The sequence below is a fragment of the Bacillus sp. GW821-FHT11D08 genome, assembly GCF_058808515.1.
The window spans coordinates 214,130-230,292 of the sequence record NZ_JBXARS010000002.1 but is presented as its reverse complement, the minus strand read 5'-3'; the positions used below and the strand labels follow the sequence as shown (position 1 = coordinate 230,292).

The 16,163-nt window shown below is 47.4% G+C and carries 21 protein-coding genes and 1 riboswitch; of the genes, 6 read left to right on the top strand and 15 right to left on the bottom strand.

Features of this window, described 5'->3' with window-relative positions; genetic code table 11:
- Positions 1-29: 29 nt before the first annotated feature.
- Positions 30-284 carry a hypothetical protein gene (locus tag AC1RRX_RS04765; protein WP_020955647.1) on the bottom strand — a complete coding sequence of 85 codons (255 nt, stop codon included), beginning with the start codon at positions 282-284 and terminating at the stop codon, positions 30-32.
- 120 nt (positions 285-404) lie between these two features.
- Between AC1RRX_RS04765 and AC1RRX_RS04760 the strand changes: the two genes are divergently transcribed.
- Complete coding sequence (locus tag AC1RRX_RS04760; protein WP_094032351.1) at positions 405-2,690, top strand: ATP-dependent helicase; 2,286 nt, start codon at positions 405-407, stop codon at positions 2,688-2,690.
- Between the two features lie 68 nt (positions 2,691-2,758).
- Here AC1RRX_RS04760 and spoVIF read toward each other — a convergent pair whose 3' ends face one another.
- The 4 genes from spoVIF to AC1RRX_RS04740 form a co-directional block, all read right to left on the bottom strand.
- A complete protein-coding gene (gene spoVIF / locus AC1RRX_RS04755; protein ID WP_003154986.1) occupies positions 2,759-3,013 on the bottom strand; it encodes a sporulation-specific transcription regulator SpoVIF in 255 nt (84 codons plus the stop codon).
- Positions 3,014-3,179: 166 nt separating this feature from the next.
- Positions 3,180-3,341 carry a YjcZ family sporulation protein gene (locus AC1RRX_RS04750; protein ID WP_007610678.1) on the bottom strand — a complete coding sequence of 54 codons (162 nt, stop codon included), beginning with the start codon at positions 3,339-3,341 and terminating at the stop codon, positions 3,180-3,182.
- A 91-nt stretch (positions 3,342-3,432) separates the two neighbouring features.
- Positions 3,433-3,630 carry a hypothetical protein gene (locus AC1RRX_RS04745; RefSeq protein WP_012117306.1) on the bottom strand — a complete coding sequence of 66 codons (198 nt, stop codon included), beginning with the start codon at positions 3,628-3,630 and terminating at the stop codon, positions 3,433-3,435.
- A 286-nt stretch (positions 3,631-3,916) separates the two neighbouring features.
- Entirely contained in the window at positions 3,917-4,273 is a 357-nt protein-coding gene (locus AC1RRX_RS04740; RefSeq protein WP_047936403.1) for a DUF1360 domain-containing protein, read from the bottom strand.
- 170 nt (positions 4,274-4,443) lie between these two features.
- On the opposite strand from AC1RRX_RS04740, the gene AC1RRX_RS04735 reads away from it, so the two are divergent.
- The 5 genes from AC1RRX_RS04735 (at position 4,444) to cotZ (ending at position 7,000) form a co-directional block, all read left to right on the top strand.
- Positions 4,444-4,830, top strand: a complete 387-nt coding sequence (locus tag AC1RRX_RS04735; protein WP_003154992.1) for a spore coat protein — start codon at positions 4,444-4,446, stop codon at positions 4,828-4,830.
- Positions 4,831-4,867: 37 nt separating this feature from the next.
- Positions 4,868-5,182 (top strand): hypothetical protein, encoded by a 315-nt coding sequence (locus tag AC1RRX_RS04730; protein WP_015239584.1) that lies wholly within the window; start codon positions 4,868-4,870, stop codon positions 5,180-5,182.
- A gap of 92 nt (positions 5,183-5,274) precedes the next feature.
- The gene (locus AC1RRX_RS04725; protein ID WP_017417463.1) at positions 5,275-5,775 is read left to right on the top strand and encodes a spore coat protein; all 501 of its coding nucleotides are present in this window, start codon (positions 5,275-5,277) and stop codon (positions 5,773-5,775) included.
- A gap of 150 nt (positions 5,776-5,925) precedes the next feature.
- On the top strand, positions 5,926-6,408 hold the full coding sequence (gene cotY, locus AC1RRX_RS04720) for a spore coat protein CotY (RefSeq protein ID WP_007409090.1): 483 nt from the start codon (positions 5,926-5,928) through the stop codon (positions 6,406-6,408).
- Between the two features lie 148 nt (positions 6,409-6,556).
- Positions 6,557-7,000, top strand: a complete 444-nt coding sequence (cotZ, locus tag AC1RRX_RS04715) for a spore coat protein CotZ (protein ID WP_015417224.1) — start codon at positions 6,557-6,559, stop codon at positions 6,998-7,000.
- Positions 7,001-7,058: 58 nt separating this feature from the next.
- Here the strand turns inward: cotZ and AC1RRX_RS04710 are convergent, their stop codons facing one another.
- The 10 genes from AC1RRX_RS04710 to AC1RRX_RS04665 all read right to left on the bottom strand — a co-directional run bounded on the left by AC1RRX_RS04710 (position 7,059) and on the right by AC1RRX_RS04665 (position 15,950).
- Complete coding sequence (locus AC1RRX_RS04710; protein ID WP_094032349.1) at positions 7,059-7,646, bottom strand: CotO family spore coat protein; 588 nt, start codon at positions 7,644-7,646, stop codon at positions 7,059-7,061.
- A gap of 97 nt (positions 7,647-7,743) precedes the next feature.
- Positions 7,744-8,520: an enoyl-ACP reductase FabI gene (gene fabI / locus AC1RRX_RS04705; protein ID WP_003155001.1), complete on the bottom strand. Its 777-nt coding sequence runs from the start codon at positions 8,518-8,520 to the stop codon at positions 7,744-7,746.
- Between the two features lie 130 nt (positions 8,521-8,650).
- Positions 8,651-9,463, bottom strand: coding sequence for a bifunctional hydroxymethylpyrimidine kinase/phosphomethylpyrimidine kinase (gene thiD / locus AC1RRX_RS04700; RefSeq protein ID WP_015417222.1), 813 nt, complete (start codon positions 9,461-9,463; stop codon positions 8,651-8,653).
- Between the two features lie 22 nt (positions 9,464-9,485).
- Positions 9,486-10,496 (bottom strand): thiazole biosynthesis adenylyltransferase ThiF, encoded by a 1,011-nt coding sequence (gene thiF / locus AC1RRX_RS04695; protein ID WP_039251967.1) that lies wholly within the window; start codon positions 10,494-10,496, stop codon positions 9,486-9,488.
- Positions 10,493-11,263, bottom strand: a complete 771-nt coding sequence (thiG, locus tag AC1RRX_RS04690) for a thiazole synthase (RefSeq protein WP_007610655.1) — start codon at positions 11,261-11,263, stop codon at positions 10,493-10,495. Before thiG ends, thiF begins: the two co-directional genes overlap by 4 nt.
- The gene (gene thiS, locus AC1RRX_RS04685; RefSeq protein ID WP_039251972.1) at positions 11,260-11,463 is read right to left on the bottom strand and encodes a sulfur carrier protein ThiS; all 204 of its coding nucleotides are present in this window, start codon (positions 11,461-11,463) and stop codon (positions 11,260-11,262) included. The genes thiG and thiS overlap by 4 nt, the downstream gene beginning before the upstream one ends.
- Positions 11,460-12,569 carry a glycine oxidase ThiO gene (thiO, locus tag AC1RRX_RS04680; RefSeq protein ID WP_061862072.1) on the bottom strand — a complete coding sequence of 370 codons (1,110 nt, stop codon included), beginning with the start codon at positions 12,567-12,569 and terminating at the stop codon, positions 11,460-11,462. Before thiO ends, thiS begins: the two co-directional genes overlap by 4 nt.
- On the bottom strand, positions 12,553-13,170 hold the full coding sequence (gene tenI, locus AC1RRX_RS04675) for a thiazole tautomerase TenI (protein ID WP_122503865.1): 618 nt from the start codon (positions 13,168-13,170) through the stop codon (positions 12,553-12,555). The genes thiO and tenI overlap by 17 nt, the downstream gene beginning before the upstream one ends.
- Positions 13,148-13,855 carry a thiaminase II gene (gene tenA / locus AC1RRX_RS04670; protein WP_015417218.1) on the bottom strand — a complete coding sequence of 236 codons (708 nt, stop codon included), beginning with the start codon at positions 13,853-13,855 and terminating at the stop codon, positions 13,148-13,150. Before tenA ends, tenI begins: the two co-directional genes overlap by 23 nt.
- 88 nt (positions 13,856-13,943) lie before the next feature.
- A riboswitch (TPP riboswitch) is annotated at positions 13,944-14,052 on the bottom strand.
- Between the two features lie 53 nt (positions 14,053-14,105).
- Positions 14,106-15,950, bottom strand: a complete 1,845-nt coding sequence (locus tag AC1RRX_RS04665; RefSeq protein WP_025284561.1) for a monovalent cation:proton antiporter family protein — start codon at positions 15,948-15,950, stop codon at positions 14,106-14,108.
- Positions 15,951-16,163 lie beyond the last annotated feature (213 nt).

Genomic DNA, 16,163 nt, shown 5'->3' with positions numbered 1-16,163 from the left:
CAAAAAAACCCGGATATATCCGGGCTTTTTCACACGTATTGATTTATTAACCGGCCTTTTCCCATGATTTGCGGCAGACGGGAAAGAGAGCGCTTACGTTTTTCCTCATGTACTTTCTTTTCTGCGGCTGCGGTGTTTTCCTGGCGGCGCTCCACCTCTCTGTACACCCTGTCATTGGCGAGGGCGGCCGCTTTCGTAATGCCGGCGTAATCAGGCTTATAACCCGCTGCCCGGTTTGCGTATTGAGAATACTGCTGGTTTTGAATCCGTCCTGCATAAATCATATGTACCCCTCCCCTTCGCTTTTTATTTCCCTTAATCTTACTTTTTGAAACGCGGTTCTTTTGTTATGATATTCTTTGTCTATCAAATGGATGAACACCTTTTAATGGGAGGACCCCTTTTTGAAATGCGCCCGACTGAATAACCGAACGATACATTTACATACATATTCAAGAGAACATTACCAATTCCTTTTTGAAGAAGCCCAAAAAGGGAATATTTTTTGCGCACATTGTGACCAGCCCGTCTTGATGCGGCTTTCGATTTTAGAGCAGCCGGCATTTTATCACCGGCAAAAGGGAGACTTCACCGCCTGTGAAAAAGCATGCGCGGCCAAGGAACCACTAGCGGAGAAAGAAACAGAAGAGTATAAGGAAGCCGGCATGTTCCGCCTGCCGAAAGGAAAAGCGATTTCAGAGAATCCGAAACCGATCGTCTCAGAATGGAAAAGCCCGAAAAAAGTGCCTGCGACCGAACCGTTTTCACCAACATCCGAGGCGGCTGATACATCTTTGTTCCCCGGCATCGGCCTGAACCGTGAACAGATGAAGGCAGTTACTGAAACGGACGGGCCTTTATTAGTGCTTGCCGGAGCGGGAAGCGGAAAAACAAGGGTGCTGACAGCACGCGCCGCCCATATGATTGAACACCTCGGCATTTCACCTGAGAATATGCTGCTTGTGACCTTTACGACAAAAGCCGTCGCCGAAATGAAAGAGCGGATGGCAAATGAGTACGGTCTGGCAGCCGGAAAAGTCTCCCGTCTCGTGACAGGAACATTCCACAGCTTTTTCTATAAAATACTCTATCACTATGATTCTTCAAAATGGAACGGCAGCCAGCTTTTAAAAATGGAGTGGCAAAAAGAGCAATATGTGAAAAAGGCGCTCTATGAAGAACATTTGGATGAAAAAGAGTTTCCCGTCGACCAGGCGCTTCAGCTTATCGGCTGCTGGAAAAACACGTATCTCCCCCATGAGACCATTCCGCTTGCGGACGACTGGGAGAAAAAAGTGTACAGGCTCTACGAACATTACGAACGGCAGAAGCGGGAAAAACGGCAATTTGATTTTGATGACATGGCCCAAGGCTGTTATGAACTGTTTCAAAGCCGGCCTGATATTCTCGCGCAGTACCAAAACAGATTTTCTCATATTTTGATTGATGAATTTCAAGATATCAATCCTGTCCAGTACAACATTATGCAAATGATCGCAAGCCCAGGGAATAACCTGTGCTGCGTGGGTGATGACGACCAATCCATTTATGCGTTCCGCGGCAGCAGCCCGTCTTTCATTCTTGATTTTCAAAAGGATTATCCGGGAGCAAAGACCATTTACTTAACGGCAAATTACCGATCGCCGCATCCGATCGTCTCAAGCGCTCATGCCGTCGTAAAGAAAAATAAAAAACGGTATGAAAAAACACTTTCTGCCGTCAAAGACGGCGTTCACAATCCCGTGATATTTTATCCTTACGATGAAGAAGAAGAAGCGACCATGATCGTTTCGGATATGAAAGAGAAGATTCAAAACGGGGCGAGCCCTGACGATTTTGCCGTGCTTTACCGGACAAACAGCGCCGGACGGGCCATTTATGAAAGACTGCACCAATCATCGATTCCTTACCATGCCGACAGGGGCGTGCAGACGTTCTACAGCCGCAGAATCGTGCGCCAGATCCTCGCCTACTTATATGCGAGTCAGAATGAAGATGATCCGGATGCGGTGAAAGACCTGCTGCCCGCCTTATTTTTAAAGCAATCCGCCCTGCAAACGTTAAAGGCGCTGTCAATCACGGAAGATTGCACGATGATTAAGGCACTGACGAAACTGCCTGATCTGAAGCCTTTTCAAATAGGGAAGATCAAGCAGATCGTTCCGTTTTTCGCAAGCATCCGGACAATGAAGCCGGTTGAAGCCATCACCTTTGCAGAAAGCAAAATGGGTTTTTCCGAGTATTTAAAAAAACGGGGCAATGAGGGAAACAAACTGGAAAAAGGCTCTGATGATCTCAGGGATGTCAAAGTGGCCGCCAAAAAATTCAAAACCATTCCCGATTTTCTTGCGCATGTCGATCATATGCGCGCCGCTGAGAATCTGAAAACCGATGAAAACGGCGTCGAACTGCTGACCATTCACCGCTCTAAAGGTCTTGAATTCAATACGGTCTATATTTTAGGCGCGGCTGACGGCTCTATCCCCCATGACTTCGCGCTTGAGACGGCGAGACAGGGCGATCCCGCTCCGCTCGAAGAAGAAAGACGGCTTCTGTATGTCGCAATGACAAGGGCCATGCAGCATTTATATGTATCTTGTCCCGCGTACAGGCGGGGAAAAACAGCGCGCAGCTCAAGATTTCTCGAGCCCCTTCTTCGGACGGACAGACGGAGCGCACTCAGGATATAAAGAACCCGGCAGATCACTGCCGGGTTCTTCTCACATAAAAAGGCCTTTTTAGCAAGGCCGGCTGACGCCTATTTATTGTTCAGCATTTTAGAAATGGTGCCAAAATCAAGTTTCTCTTTACCGCTTGTAATAGATTGAACGATTTTATCTTCCAATTCTTTCGGAACACGCTTGTTAGCCAGCTGGGACACCTTCTGAATGACGCCTCTCACCGTGTTTTCATCTTTGAAATTGGCATTTTGCAATGATCCTGCAAGGTTCATGACATCCTTCATGCTGACGCCTGTTTTCTTCTCAATATTTTTGAAAAATTGATTATCCATGGTGTGCCTCCTTTTGTGGAGTAATACGATATTGTATGAATAAAGAGCGGAACATGTGCCCGTAAGACAAGGAAAAAATTCCGAGTGCCCCGTCTCTATACTCCTTCATACATCAGGGAAGCACGGGACTGAACGGTCCCGCGCTTATCCAAGGTCTTGCTAAGGTTTAGCCAAAAAAGGATGCACCGACAATGATCAGAAGGATGAACAATACGACAACAAGAACAAATGTTGAGCCGTATCCGCCTCCGACATAGCCGCCGCCGTATCCGCCGCAGCCGCCATAACCGCCGTAGCCGCCGCCGAATCCGCCATATCCGAATCCCATATCTAAGCACCTCCTTTACTCTCTATACTCTATGTGAGCCGACTTGTTTGGCTTGGATAAATGCATAGGGCCGGTGCGGATTTCGTTCATTTTAGTGAGAATGCTCATTTTTCTTCAGTTTTGCTTCTGTTTCGGCGGCAAACACATCTATCCATTCCTCAAAGCGCGATCCCGCTTCATCAAACTCAGACAGCTGCTTTTCAATAGATAAGATATATTTGTCATGCTCCCGCTGGTTTTGATTGTGCCGGCGGTATTTACCGTTTATGAATGATTCAAATATATTCATAACATCCCCTCCTCCTATGATCTATGCCGAACAGAGGCCGGCGTTCGGCAAAAAACAAAAAAACCGGAAGCTCCGGTTTTTTAGAAAACGGCTATTTCGGTTTTTTCTTTTGGCCGCAGCCGCAGCCTTTTTTCTTAATTTTTTTTTCGTAAGGCTGATGCACAGTTGATTTGTATGGAGAATGTTGGGAAGGTTTGCTTGATTGATTCATGGTGATCCTTCCTTTCCTTATGTCATATATGCCAGTTTATGCCGAAAGTGACGGTAAGTTGCTGGTGGAACCGCCTTATTCCTGCAGAAGACGGGAAACCGCAGCTTCAATGATTCCGGCCGCGCCGGCTATGGCTAACAGCAAAATCAGCCATTGTGCGGCCCCGGGTATCACAATCTGCGCCGCAATTAGAAAGGCGGCACACCACACGCCCGTACACCAGTAGCAGCTGAGAAGTTCACCGATAAATGCCCTGATGCCTTTCCCTTTTATGACAATGTAGGTTTCTGTCGTGCCGTCGGGTGCGGTTTCTGTTTTTTCCTCGTGAAAAAGGCTCCGAAGCGGCGCCATAATGGTGTCAAATACGAAAAGCCTGGCCAGCCGGAAAACGGCAAACGATAACAGAATAAATGAAAGCCAATTGATAACCACCTGTTCACTCCTTTTCAAAACTTGACCTCTTTATACATATGCGAAAACCCTGATCTTCATGAATCGCACCTTGTCCGGTAAAAAAATAGGTGCGGTTTAGTTGTTTTTCTTATTCCGCTCGGCGTTTCATTTGCATTATATAAAGTATGAATGAGAAAGGAGTGAAGGTTATGTCGTTTGAAGAAAAAGTCGAAACACTGCAACCGCAAATATACGAACAATTATCCAACGAATTCGAGCAGACGATCGAAGTGATTGATTGCGAAAATGTCACAATAGATACAACACATATAACGGCCGCTCTTTCTATACAAGCCTCAGTTACTACGGCGATTATCCTTGCGACACAGCTCGCGATCGCAGATGAAGACACAGCCGACCAAATAGCAACCGAACTGCTGATCCTGGATGATTGCCAAATAAAAAAGAGGACCGTCATTCAAGTCCTGAACAGCCGCAATATTAAAATCACACTGACTGCAGACGATATTATGGCCTTTGTACAAATTTTGTTTCAATTATTAAATATACTTTTTGCTGAACTAGACATCCTTTAACCTTTCTTTTCAAATATTTAAATAGAGGTGAGAACAAATGGCAGATAACGAAAAATTAAAAAAAGAACTCGAAAATCTACCAGAAGTGGATCCGCTTTTAAAGGTGCTTGTCAGCAATGTCTTCAAAAAACACGGCGTGACAAAAGATAAAATGCGGGAAATACCTGATGAAGAAAAAGAAATGCTGATCGCATTAGTCAAAGACATGCAGGCAAAAACAGAAGCTTTTCTTGAAAGCCAGAAACAGAAAAAAGAGCAGGAAAAAGCGCAAGATCAGCAGACCAATCCGCAAACCCGCAGAGAACAATTAATCGAACAGCTCCGGCAAAGACGCCAAAATCCCGGTCAATAACTAAAAAATAGTGATTTTTATCAGGATAGATGCCTGAGTCAAAGTAAGGGGCCGGCTCATTTAATATTAGTAAAAGAAAAGGAGGAATAGATATGGAAAGCAGACCATACTCTTGGGTTGCACTTGATCCTGAATGCGAACATCCGCGAGAAGAAAAAGAAGAAAAAGAAGGCAGAAGATGCAGTGTTTGCTGTAACGGAAACGGATTCGGCGAAGATAATGCCTTCCTTGACCAAGACCTTGCTCAAGCGAATATCAACAAACAAGTTTCTGAAGAAGCGATTATTATCAGAGACTCTTGTGATATCAACGTAACGTCAACAGACGTTCAAGCAGTCGCTTCAGTCATGACAGCGATTAATGCAGCAGTCGTAACGGCCACTCTCACTTCAATCGCTGACGGAGTCATCGCTGAATTGGTCGCACAAGACTTATTGCAGCTAACAGCTAACAAACAAATCAACCGTCAAAAACTGCTCATCGAAAACTCCCGCGGCGTAAACGTGACAACAGTAGATGCCGATATCGCAGTATTGATCTCAACAGCGACAAATTTACTGATTGCTGTCTTAGTCATCACCCTTGTCCTCTAAAAAGAAAAAGCAGAGCTAAAAATGCTCTGCTTTTTCTTATTTTCTCCGCATATGATGAATATATAGACGTTCACCCACACCAAGTGAGGCTCGCGTACATATGTTGTTAAAGACAAAAGTCAAATACCCTAAAAGAAGGAGCTGAAATCCATGAGCTGCGGAAAACACCATGGCCGAGATGAAAGTTGTGTATGCGATGCAGTCGAGAAGATTTTAGCAGAACAAGAGGCTGTTGAAGAACAATGCCCGACTGGATGCTATACGAATCTTTTGAGCCCGACGATTGCAGGTAAAGACACCATTCCGTTTCTCGTATTTGATAAAAAAGGCGGATTGTTCTCCACATTCGGGAACGTCGGAGGATTTGCGGATGACAGCCAGTGCTTTGAGTCCATTTTCTTTCGTGTAGAAAGACTATGCGATTGCTGCGCAACGCTTTCAGTATTGCGCCCCGTAGATGTGCACGGCGACACCCTCAGCGTCTGCCATCCTTGTGATCCTGATTTCTTCGGTTTAGAAAAAACAGAATTTTGCATTGAAGTTGATCTGAGCTGCTTCAGCGCCATTCAGTGCCTTTCACCCGAGCTTGTTAACCGGCCTGCGCCGCACAAAGAGAAAAAGCATCACGGATAGTCATTGATTCGCATCTTTCCTAAAGAAGAATCCCCTTCCAACCTTCTATTACAGATGCAATCATCAGCCCGCCCGGACTTCCGGGCGGCTGACTCTCCGCTATCGTTTAAACCGGTACCATTTAAAACGTGAAGTCAGGAGGGATATTATGAGCAAGCATACAACATACTGTGTGCGTGAAGCGGTAGAAAATATTGAAGACCTGCAAAATGCGGTTGAAGAAGATTGCCCGACAGGCTGTTATTCTAAACTTTTATCTCCGGCTTATACATTAGGCGATACAGTGCCGTTCGCCATCTTCACCTCAAAATCGAAACCGTTCACCGCATTCGGAAACGTCGGCGAGCTGGATAACGGTCCGTGCTTTAATACCGTTTTTTTCAGAGTTGAAAGGGTCTGTGACGGCTGTGCCACATTAAGCCTGCTTATTGCTTTTGACGAGCATAAGCACATTCTTGATTTTACAGATAAAGACTCTCTCTGCGATGTATTCCGTTTAGAAAAAACGAACTATTGCGTTGAAGTCGATCTCCATAGCTTCTGCGCCATCAATTGCCTGAACCCGAGACTGATCAACCGCACACATTCTTAAATCAAAAAGCATAAAAATAAGCTGCCGGATGAAAGAATTCAGGCAGCTTTTTGTATGGTTAAAATCCAAGCGGATGCAGCGAGGTAATATCGTCTATTGCGAGTTCTGCCGGCGCTCCGTTGCTTGTCGTCCGCAGGAAGATCGCATTATTTTTTCTGCCGACGATTACGCCTCTGTAGGTTTTCCCGTTGGCTTCTATCAGACAAAGGGTCCGCGGCATATTATGCGGCAGCTTCGTTAAGAAATCAATTTTTTCAAGAATGGACATTCTGCTCATCGGCTTTTTCACGCGCTTTGGCGGAACCTTTTCCTCTGGGGCGGCATTGTGAACCGCTTCAGGCTCTTTTTTAGCGGCGTCGGGCTTGGCAGTGTCCTGCTCCGCTTGCGCCGGAACTTCTTGAACGGCTTCTTCTGCGCGGCTGTGCTGTTCAGGTACTTGCTTTTCTGGTTCGACAGCCACTGCTCCTTCAGGCTGAGTTTGACATTCTTCCTCCCGCTTTCCATGCATCGGCTCTTCTTCCGGCAGCTGAGGCGCTTTCCTTTTTTTGATTAATATGTCCTGCATTGATGATTGCGTGTCTGAATAATCCGCCTGAACAATATACATGAGCGGTTTTTTTTCCGCGTTTCTGTTTTGTTTTGACATCTTCATCCCTCCGATTCTGTCATGTTTTATTTATATGACGGAATGATTAAAATCAGAAGAAAGAAAAAAGCAATCCCTGAAAGGGACTGCTTGTTATTTAACGTGCGGTAATATGGAATCCTGAATCAACGTGAAGATTTTCGCCCGTGATGCCTCTTGACAGGTCACTGAACAAGAATGCAGCCGTGTCGCCCACTTCTTCAGGTGTTGTCGTGCGGCGCAGCGGCGCGCGCTCTTCAATTTCTTTCAGGATAGAGTTGAAATCACTGATTCCTTTTGCAGACAGCGTACGGATCGGTCCTGCTGAAATGCTGTTGACGCGGATGTTTTCTTTTCCTAAGTCAGCGGCTAAATATCTGACGCTCGCATCAAGAGACGCTTTTGCCACACCCATTACGTTATAGTTTGAAACGACGCGCTCTCCGCCGAGGTAAGTGAGTGTAACGATGCTTCCGCCTTCAGTCATAATCGGACGCGCCGCTTTTGCGACCGCTGTCAGAGAGTAAGAACTGATGTTATGCGCAAGCAGGAATCCTTCGCGGTTCGTATTTAAATATTCGCCGACAAGCTCTTCTTTGTTTGCGAACGCGATGCAGTGCGCGATGCCGTGAATCACGCCGACCTGCTCTTTAATGCTCGCAAAGCAAGTTTCGATCTCAGCGTCATTTGTCACATCACACGGAAGGATGATGGAATCATTTCTTTCTAATGTAGCCGCAAGGTCATGAACTGATTTTTCCAAGCGCTCTCCCGCGTAAGTGAAAATGAGGCGCGCTCCGGCTTCATGCAGCGAACGGGCGATTCCCCATGCGATACTGCGTTTATTGGCAACGCCCATCACAACGATGTTGCGGCCTTCAAGTGAGAAATTCATATGTATAAAGCCTCCTGTAATCGTCTTAAAGACATAGTTTTAGTACCTGATCTTAATTTTTATCATATCATAACCTTGTCCAGATTGAAAGCATGGGAAAAAGACCGCGGATGTTGAAGCGGTCTCTTTTTTATCTCGTCTGCAGACTGTTCCTTTTAAAGGCAAAATGATTGGTCGGGCCGTGTCCCTCTCCAATGCCAAGCGTATGTTCCACGGCTTCCCGCACAAAATTGACGGCTGTCTCAAACGCGGTCTGAATGTTTTTCCCCTTTGCCGTTTCCGCCGTCAGCGCGGCTGCGAACGTGCAGCCTGTTCCGTGGGTGTGTTTGGTGTCAATATAAGCGTGGCTGATTTGGGTAAAAGACGAACCGTCAAATAATAAATCAACGATCCTCCCCTGTTCAGGCTGGTGTCCGCCTTTTATGATGACATGCTTTGCACCAAGCTTGCAAAGGCGTTCGGCCGCTTTTTTCCGGTCCTCAAACGTGCGGATTTCCATTCCCGTCAATACCTCAGCTTCCGGAACATTCGGCGTCACCGCATAGCTGCGCGGAATTAACAGCTCTTTTAACGCGGCCTGAGATTCCTCACGCAGCAGGGAAGCACCTCCTTTGGCAATCATGACGGGGTCGGTGATGACATGATCAAGCCCGTACTGATCCGTTTTTTCCGCAATTTCCGCAATCATTTCCGCGCTCCACAGCATTCCCGTTTTTACAGCGTCAGGCCGCAAATCTTCCGCCACCGCGTCAATCTGGCTGCCCAGCGCTTCCCGGGTGAGCGGATAAATGCCGTGAACACCCAAAGTGTTCTGGGCGGTTACCGCTGTAATGGCTGACATCCCGAAAACGCCGAGCTCCTGAAAGGTTTTGAGATCCGCCTGTATACCGGCGCCGCCTCCTGAATCTGATCCGGCAATCGTCAATGCTTTGCATATGCTCATGATGTTTTTCTCTCCTTTCGCATTATCCGATCCATTTATGATAAAAGGATTTCGCTCTGCTGATATCACTTGTGCCGTGTATTAATGCTCTGCCGTCACGAAACAGTACCATCTTGAAATTGTCTGTGCAAAACGAAATTAAATACGGGTTGGCTGAAACATCAAGCCCTGTCCGTCTGAGCTGTCCCGCAAGTTTTTGCAGATCAACCTGCTCGGAGATCCCCGTTCTGATCTGCACCGTGTTCCGCCCGCACAGAACCGCCGCTTTTGTCTGATTTTCATAGGATAAAAACGGAAAATCGTTTGTGCCGCAGCTTGGGCAATCAGCCGACTTAAGACGGGCGACGTTTATTTCTGACCGTTCATTTTTCCATAAATCAAAGGAACGGAGAACATGCTCGATAGATCCGCCCGTTAACAGCTTCAGCGCATCTGCTGCCTGAAAAACGGCCGTCTGCAATACAGCCGGGCTGATGATTCCCGCCGTATCGCATGTCATACCGCCTAAAGGCAATGTTTCAAGCAGACAGTGAAGGCACGGCGTGACACCGGGAATGACGGTAAAAGAGAGCCCGTAGCTGCCGACACAGGCGCCGTACAGAAAGGGAATCCCTTTCTGTACAGCCGCATCATTCACAATCAGCCTCGTTTCAAAGTTGTCGGCGGCATCCACGATGAGGGAGGCATCACGAATCAATCCGGGTGCGTTTTCCGCAGTGACATCCATGACAAATCCCTCGACCTCTACATCACTATTTATAGATCGAAGCCGTTTTTCAGCCGCCGCGGCTTTCGGCATTTCCTGTCTGACATCGTCTTCGGTATAAAGCTGCTGGCGCTGGAGATTACTCCACTCCACATAATCTCTGTCAGCGATCGTTATCTTCCCGACCCCTGCTCTGACAAGCATCTCCGCACTTGCCGTCCCAAGCGCACCCGCGCCGATAATCACGGCATGAGACGACCGGAGCTTCTCTTGGCCGGAGGGACCGATCGGCTGAAACAGCTCCTGTCTGGAATATCTCTCCGTCATACCGGAAGACCGTCTCGCGGACTGCTTGCAGTTCCGTAATCTTTCACCGGAATTCTCCCGGCTTCATAAGAAAGGCGGCCCGCTTCTACGGCAAGCTTCATCGCCCGGGCCATCTTGACCGGATCATCAGCGCCTGACACAGCGGTATTTAACAGCACGCCGTCTGCCCCGAGCTCCATCGCGTAGGCGGCGTCTTTTGAAGATCCGACGCCGGCATCGACAATGACCGGCACCTTCGCCTGTTCAATGATAAAGGAAAGATTCAGCGGATTTAAAATTCCCTGACCGGAACCGATCGGCGAAGCGCCCGGCATAATGGCATGCACCCCGAGCTCCTCAAGACGTCTTGCGAGCACGACATCATCTGACGTATACGGAAGCACGATAAATCCCTCTTCGAGCAGCTGTTCTGATGCTTTCAGCGTTTCAACCGGATCAGGCAAAAGTGACCGGCTGCATCCGATGACTTCTACTTTTATCATGTCACAAAGCCCTGAAGCTTTGGCAAGCCTTGCGATTCGGACCGCCTCTTCAGCCGTTGCGGCGCCGGCCGTATTCGGCAGAAGCGTGTATTTAGACAAATCAAGCTGTTCGAGAAAGTTAGGCTGAGACTCTTCAAAGATGTTCATCCTCCGCACCGCAAAGGTTAAAATATCTGATTCCGAGACGGCCACCGCCTCTTTCTGAATCTCAAAACTCGGATATTTTCCCGTTCCTAACAGCAATCTTGACTGAAACTGTTTTCCGCCTATTGTTAACATCCTCATCCGCCTCCTACAAAATGGACAATTTCTATGACATCGCGGTCACACAAACTCGTCTTTTCATAATTCTTTTTTTCAATGATTTCTTTATTTCTCTCCACAACTACGATTCTTTGATCAAGCTGGTACGATTCAAGCAAATCCTGAACCGTCCCCTCATTTTGATTCCAATCAATTTGTTTTCCGTTCAGCTGAAGGATCATATATGAACAGCCTCCTTGCGATCAATTCGAAACGCTTCTTCCCATTCCTGTTTAATCTGTCTTTCCAGGATCATATCCCGCACCATTTCAGCAGTTGCCGGCGCCAACAGGATGCCGTTCCGAAAATGGCCGGCGGCGAATATGATCCCGCTGTCTTCAGGATGCCGCCCGATAAACGGCTTTCCATCTCTTGTTCCCGGCCTGAGTCCCGCCCAAAACCGGTCTATTTTCATATGTTCGATGGCGGGAAGCATGGTTTTCGCTTTTGCAATGACGGCCTCAATTCCTCCGATGTCAGGCGTATCGCTCCAGTCGCCCTGTTTCATCGTGGCGCCGATGACAAGCCGGCCGCTTTTTCTCGGGACGACATAACAATGATCATGGTAAAGGGTTTTGGTCAGCGGGGTATCGTCATTCCACACGGAAAGGCATTCTCCTTTTACAGGAAAAAAAGGCTGTCCCAAGCCGAGCTGGCTGAAAAACCGGCCGCTCCATACACCGCTTGCAACTGCGACTTTGTCAGCATAGACATCCCCGCCGGACGTTGTGATGCAATATTCTCCGTTCACTCGTTTTACGGAGGTGACTTGTGTATGCTCATATATGTCAGCGCCATAGCGCCGCGCCCCTTTTGCATACGCTTTGCAAACATAGTACGGTTCGACATGGACATCGTCTTTTATAAAACTTGCGCCTAGAATGTCTTTTGAAGCGTAAGGCTCTTTTTCAAGGGCATCTTCCGCTGAAAGCCAGGTGACGGAAGGTAGATCATCCATCTTCCGCAGACGGGCGATATCTTCTTCGGTATACGCCAGTTTAAGCATTCCGCCGTTATGGCGCCTGATGTCAATGCCGCAAGCTTCCTCAAGCTCTTGCCCCGCCGCTTCATACAGCCTTTGACTGTGCATGGCAAAATCAAAAAACGCATCCCGGTTTTCACATTCCGCATGAGCGCCCAGCATTCCCGCGGCAGCGCTTGTCGTTTTTCGGCCGACTTCTCCGGCTTCAAACAAGACAACGTTTTGCTGCGTCTTCGCCAGCTCATAAGAAATGGCGCACCCGATAATTCCGCCGCCGATCACCGCCGTATCATAGTGCTTCTTCATAATCGGCCTCCCTTACCGCGCGTGCATACCGTTTTGCCGCCTCCTCAGGATTTTCAGCTGAGAAAATGCCTGACATGACGGCAATTCCGTCCGGCTTCGCCTGCTTTGTGTGTCCGATCGTCTGCAGTGTCATTCCGCCGATTGCGATAACGGGGATGGAAAGCGTGCGTTTGATCTCTGAAAGCAGGCTGATGCCTCTTGCTTCAAGTCCTTGTTTACATTCGGTTTCAAATACATGGCCGAACACCACATAATCCGCATCTTCCTTTTCAGCTTGGATGGCTTCTTTCAGCGAATGAACCGAACGTCCGATATGAAGATGGGGAAATCTGCTTCGCACCTGCTTTACGGAAAAGCTGCGGGACGGAAGCTGAACACGGTGTATGTTGGCAAATAGCGCGATATCCGCCCTGTCATTGATGATCAATTTGTCCTTATCCGCACCGCCCTTTTTCAAAAGGGACAAAAGCTGCATGATTTCTCCCGCTGTTTTATCCCGCTCACGGATATGGATAAAGCTTACTTCGCGCTGAATCGAAAGAATATCCTCGGCCAGCTCGGCAACGGATTTGCGATTATCAGTTACCGCGTGCAGCTCCAAAAGATTCCACCTCTTTTCCGCCCTTCTCGGACCAGCCTTCTTTTTGATAGGCCATTCCCCAAAATTGATATTCATAATAGCTTGAAATCACAAAATTCTCTTTCATTTTCGCGCGGATGTCCTCTGTGCTGTTTTCAGCAATCTCGTCAAAACGGCTGATCTGTTCTTCGACTTGCTGTCTGAACCAGTCTCCGCCGTATGTACCGATCCATTTTTCATAAATCGGATGCTCCGGTTTGCACTCCTTTAAGTGTTCGCCGACTTCATAATATAGCCAATAACAGGGCAGAAGCGCAGCTAATATTTCTCCAAAATTGCCGCTCATCACCGATCTGTACATATGAGACGTATAAGAATAGGCGGTCGGTGCCGGTTTAAATGCCGCACGCTCTTCTTCCGTAATCCCTAAAAGCTCCGTAAACTCGCGGTGCAGCGCCATTTCCGCTTCATATGTCCCTTGAGCGTGGCCCGCCATCCTGCCCGTCGTAAACAAGTCTTCGGCATATGCGGCGCCGAACGCCTGAACTTTTGCAAAATGCGTCAAATAGTAGGAATCTTGCAGCACGTAATAGCTGAAACGGTCTATCGGCAGGCTTCCGTCACCGATTCCCGTTACAAACGGATGAACAAAACTTCCGTCCCACCATTCGGCAGCCGCCTGTCTGCATTCTTCAGAAAATGTCATTATGTCTTCCCCCCTGATAAAATAAAAAAAACCACCTTCCCGCATCGGAAAAGTGGTTTGGAATTTAAATGGATAAAAGGAACCCCCAAAAAATACCGCTCCACTTCCCTACGCAGGTCTGAACCTGTTCAAGTTATGAGGGTCTAAAAGTCTCACTTTTATCTCAGCCCTTATGAAGGACACCCCTAGTGGTCATACGATTATTGATTTATTTGTTATGCCTTCTATATTATCACGAATTGCAATTTGGTCAAGCTTCAAGGATTTTTCTCAGTTCCGACACGTAGTTGCGCGAGCCCGTGACGATGAGACGGTCTCCTGTTTTCAGCCGCGTGTCTCCGTGCGGAACGATGCTGTCCACACCTCTGAAAATCCGGACGAAAATCACATCGCCCATCAGCGGAAATTCTCGCAGAATGATGCCGTTATACGCCGGGTTTTCCAGATTGATCTGATATAACGAAGACTCCTCATTCGTCAGGAGGCTCATCACGCCCGGCGCCTCAATTAATGCGCGCAAGAGCGTCTTTGTAGACAGAAGGATAGAAAAAATACTGATGCCCTCTTCTTTCAGTTTTGTTTCATGCTCAACCGAGCCGACGCTTGCGATGATACGCTCAGTCCCTTTCTCTTTCGCTATTAAGGCGATTTCAGCGTTCACATCTTCATTTCCCGTCGCCACGACAAGAATATCCGTTTTGAAAATACCGTGCGACTCAAGCGTTCCGGGCTCGTAATCAGAAATCGTGTCAACCGAAAAAACGGATTCCGCAAGCGTTTCCCCGGCATTTTCCTGATACACATGGACGACCCGTACTTCATATTCCTCATCGGGCAATTCCAGCGTAACCGGAAGCGTCATCTGGTTGGCGCCGATAAATGTAATGCGCTTTTTTTCCTGCGGCGCACTTTGCCGTTTGTATAATTTCTTAAAGCCGATCGGCGTGATGATGCTGGCAATAACCGCAACTAAAGTCAGCGCGCCGGACATATTGGCGCTGATAATGTGGAGCCTTTCTCCGATCGTAGCCGCCGCGATAACAAGCGACAGCGTGGACGTCAGCAAAAAGCCCGAAGCAAACACGGTTCTTTTGTCATACCATTTCTTTAAATAAAACACCGGGAACATTTTGCTGATAAACAGCGCAAGCAGAAGCAGCGGAATCATCGTTAATGTTTTCGGATCTTGGAAAAGCGTCCAAATGTCCAATTTCACCCCGACCATGACGAAAAAGATCGGAATTAAAAACCCGTAGCCGAAGGAATCAAGCTGTTCCACCATTTCTTTATTCGGAGACAGAAGCGATACCAGAACGCCTGCCAAAAACGCGCCGAGAATATTTTCCGCCCCGAGAGATTCCGATAAAGCGACAAGCACGATAATCAGTGTGAAAATGGCTCTCGTGCCGATCTGCACGGTGCCTTTAGACATCGACTGCACAAATGAACGGTGTTTAAAGATCCTGCCGAAGAAATACAGCACGACCCCCGCGGCAAAGAGAATCAACAGAAGCCACATATTTCCGCTGTCTTCTCCGTAAAGAGAAGAGAAGAAAGCGAGCAGAATCATCGTAGCCAAGTCCGCGATAACGGCGACAAGCAGGATGATCTGGCCGATATTGGAGTTCATAATCCGTTCTTCCTTTAAAGTCGGGACCACCACACCGAGTGATATCGTCGAAATAATAAGCGTCATTAAAAATGCGTTTTGAATAAAACCGGCTAATACAAAGGCATAGGACAGCAGCAATGATAAAATAAAGATGCCGAAAAAGATAATCAGTGCGGCAGAAAACGTGTTGGGCGCTTCCTTGCCGTTCGGAAGGAATTGTTTTTTCTTCCCTTTCTCAAATGAAGAAAAATCAATTTCCAAGCCGCTTAAAAACATTAAAAAGATAAAGCCGAGAACAGACAGCGTCTCCAGCCACGTGTCTCCCTGAACGACAAGATTCAGGCCGCTTTTTCCGATAATAAGCCCCATGATGATCTCCGCGACGACGACGGGGATGCTGAGCTTAAACCGATGTAAAAGGAGCGGCGTCAAAAAAGCGACGATCAGAACGACGACTAAAGATGCGACTGATGTGTGTTCCATTCGTAAATACCTCCTTAAAACAAGGGTTATAAAAGCCCGCTTTAAGCGGGCGAAACCTTACTTTTTTTTAAAAACATAACGCATATTCTAACAAGGCTGAACGCGAAAAAAAAGTGATAAGGCTTTATTTCTTCAATTCTTTTTTTAATTTGTGCAAAAACAGCGTAATTAGGTATAGGAATTAGCCCCATAATAAATAAAAAACCGTTAATA

Bases quoted from the DNA above. Each gene is read 5' to 3' on its own strand.
- AC1RRX_RS04710 (WP_094032349.1), bottom strand. From the start codon at position 7,646: ATGTCAAAACAAAACAGAAACGCGGAAAAAAAACCGCTCATGTATATT.
- AC1RRX_RS04745 (WP_012117306.1), bottom strand. From the start codon at position 3,630: ATGAATATATTTGAATCATTCATAAACGGTAAATACCGCCGGCACAAT.
- spoVIF (WP_003154986.1), bottom strand. From the start codon at position 3,013: ATGGATAATCAATTTTTCAAAAATATTGAGAAGAAAACAGGCGTCAGC.
- cotZ (WP_015417224.1), top strand. From the start codon at position 6,557: ATGAGCAAGCATACAACATACTGTGTGCGTGAAGCGGTAGAAAATATT.
- fabI (WP_003155001.1), bottom strand. From the start codon at position 8,520: ATGAATTTCTCACTTGAAGGCCGCAACATCGTTGTGATGGGCGTTGCC.
- AC1RRX_RS04665 (WP_025284561.1), bottom strand. From the start codon at position 15,950: ATGGAACACACATCAGTCGCATCTTTAGTCGTCGTTCTGATCGTCGCT.
- thiD (WP_015417222.1), bottom strand. From the start codon at position 9,463: ATGAGCATATGCAAAGCATTGACGATTGCCGGATCAGATTCAGGAGGC.
- cotY (WP_007409090.1), top strand. From the start codon at position 5,926: ATGAGCTGCGGAAAACACCATGGCCGAGATGAAAGTTGTGTATGCGAT.
- AC1RRX_RS04730 (WP_015239584.1), top strand. From the start codon at position 4,868: ATGGCAGATAACGAAAAATTAAAAAAAGAACTCGAAAATCTACCAGAA.
- thiS (WP_039251972.1), bottom strand. From the start codon at position 11,463: ATGATCCTTCAGCTGAACGGAAAACAAATTGATTGGAATCAAAATGAG.
- tenA (WP_015417218.1), bottom strand. From the start codon at position 13,855: ATGACATTTTCTGAAGAATGCAGACAGGCGGCTGCCGAATGGTGGGAC.
- AC1RRX_RS04765 (WP_020955647.1), bottom strand. From the start codon at position 284: ATGATTTATGCAGGACGGATTCAAAACCAGCAGTATTCTCAATACGCA.
- AC1RRX_RS04750 (WP_007610678.1), bottom strand. From the start codon at position 3,341: ATGGGATTCGGATATGGCGGATTCGGCGGCGGCTACGGCGGTTATGGC.
- thiO (WP_061862072.1), bottom strand. From the start codon at position 12,569: ATGAAGAAGCACTATGATACGGCGGTGATCGGCGGCGGAATTATCGGG.
- thiF (WP_039251967.1), bottom strand. From the start codon at position 10,496: ATGACGGAGAGATATTCCAGACAGGAGCTGTTTCAGCCGATCGGTCCC.
- AC1RRX_RS04735 (WP_003154992.1), top strand. From the start codon at position 4,444: ATGTCGTTTGAAGAAAAAGTCGAAACACTGCAACCGCAAATATACGAA.
- thiG (WP_007610655.1), bottom strand. From the start codon at position 11,263: ATGAGGATGTTAACAATAGGCGGAAAACAGTTTCAGTCAAGATTGCTG.
- AC1RRX_RS04725 (WP_017417463.1), top strand. From the start codon at position 5,275: ATGGAAAGCAGACCATACTCTTGGGTTGCACTTGATCCTGAATGCGAA.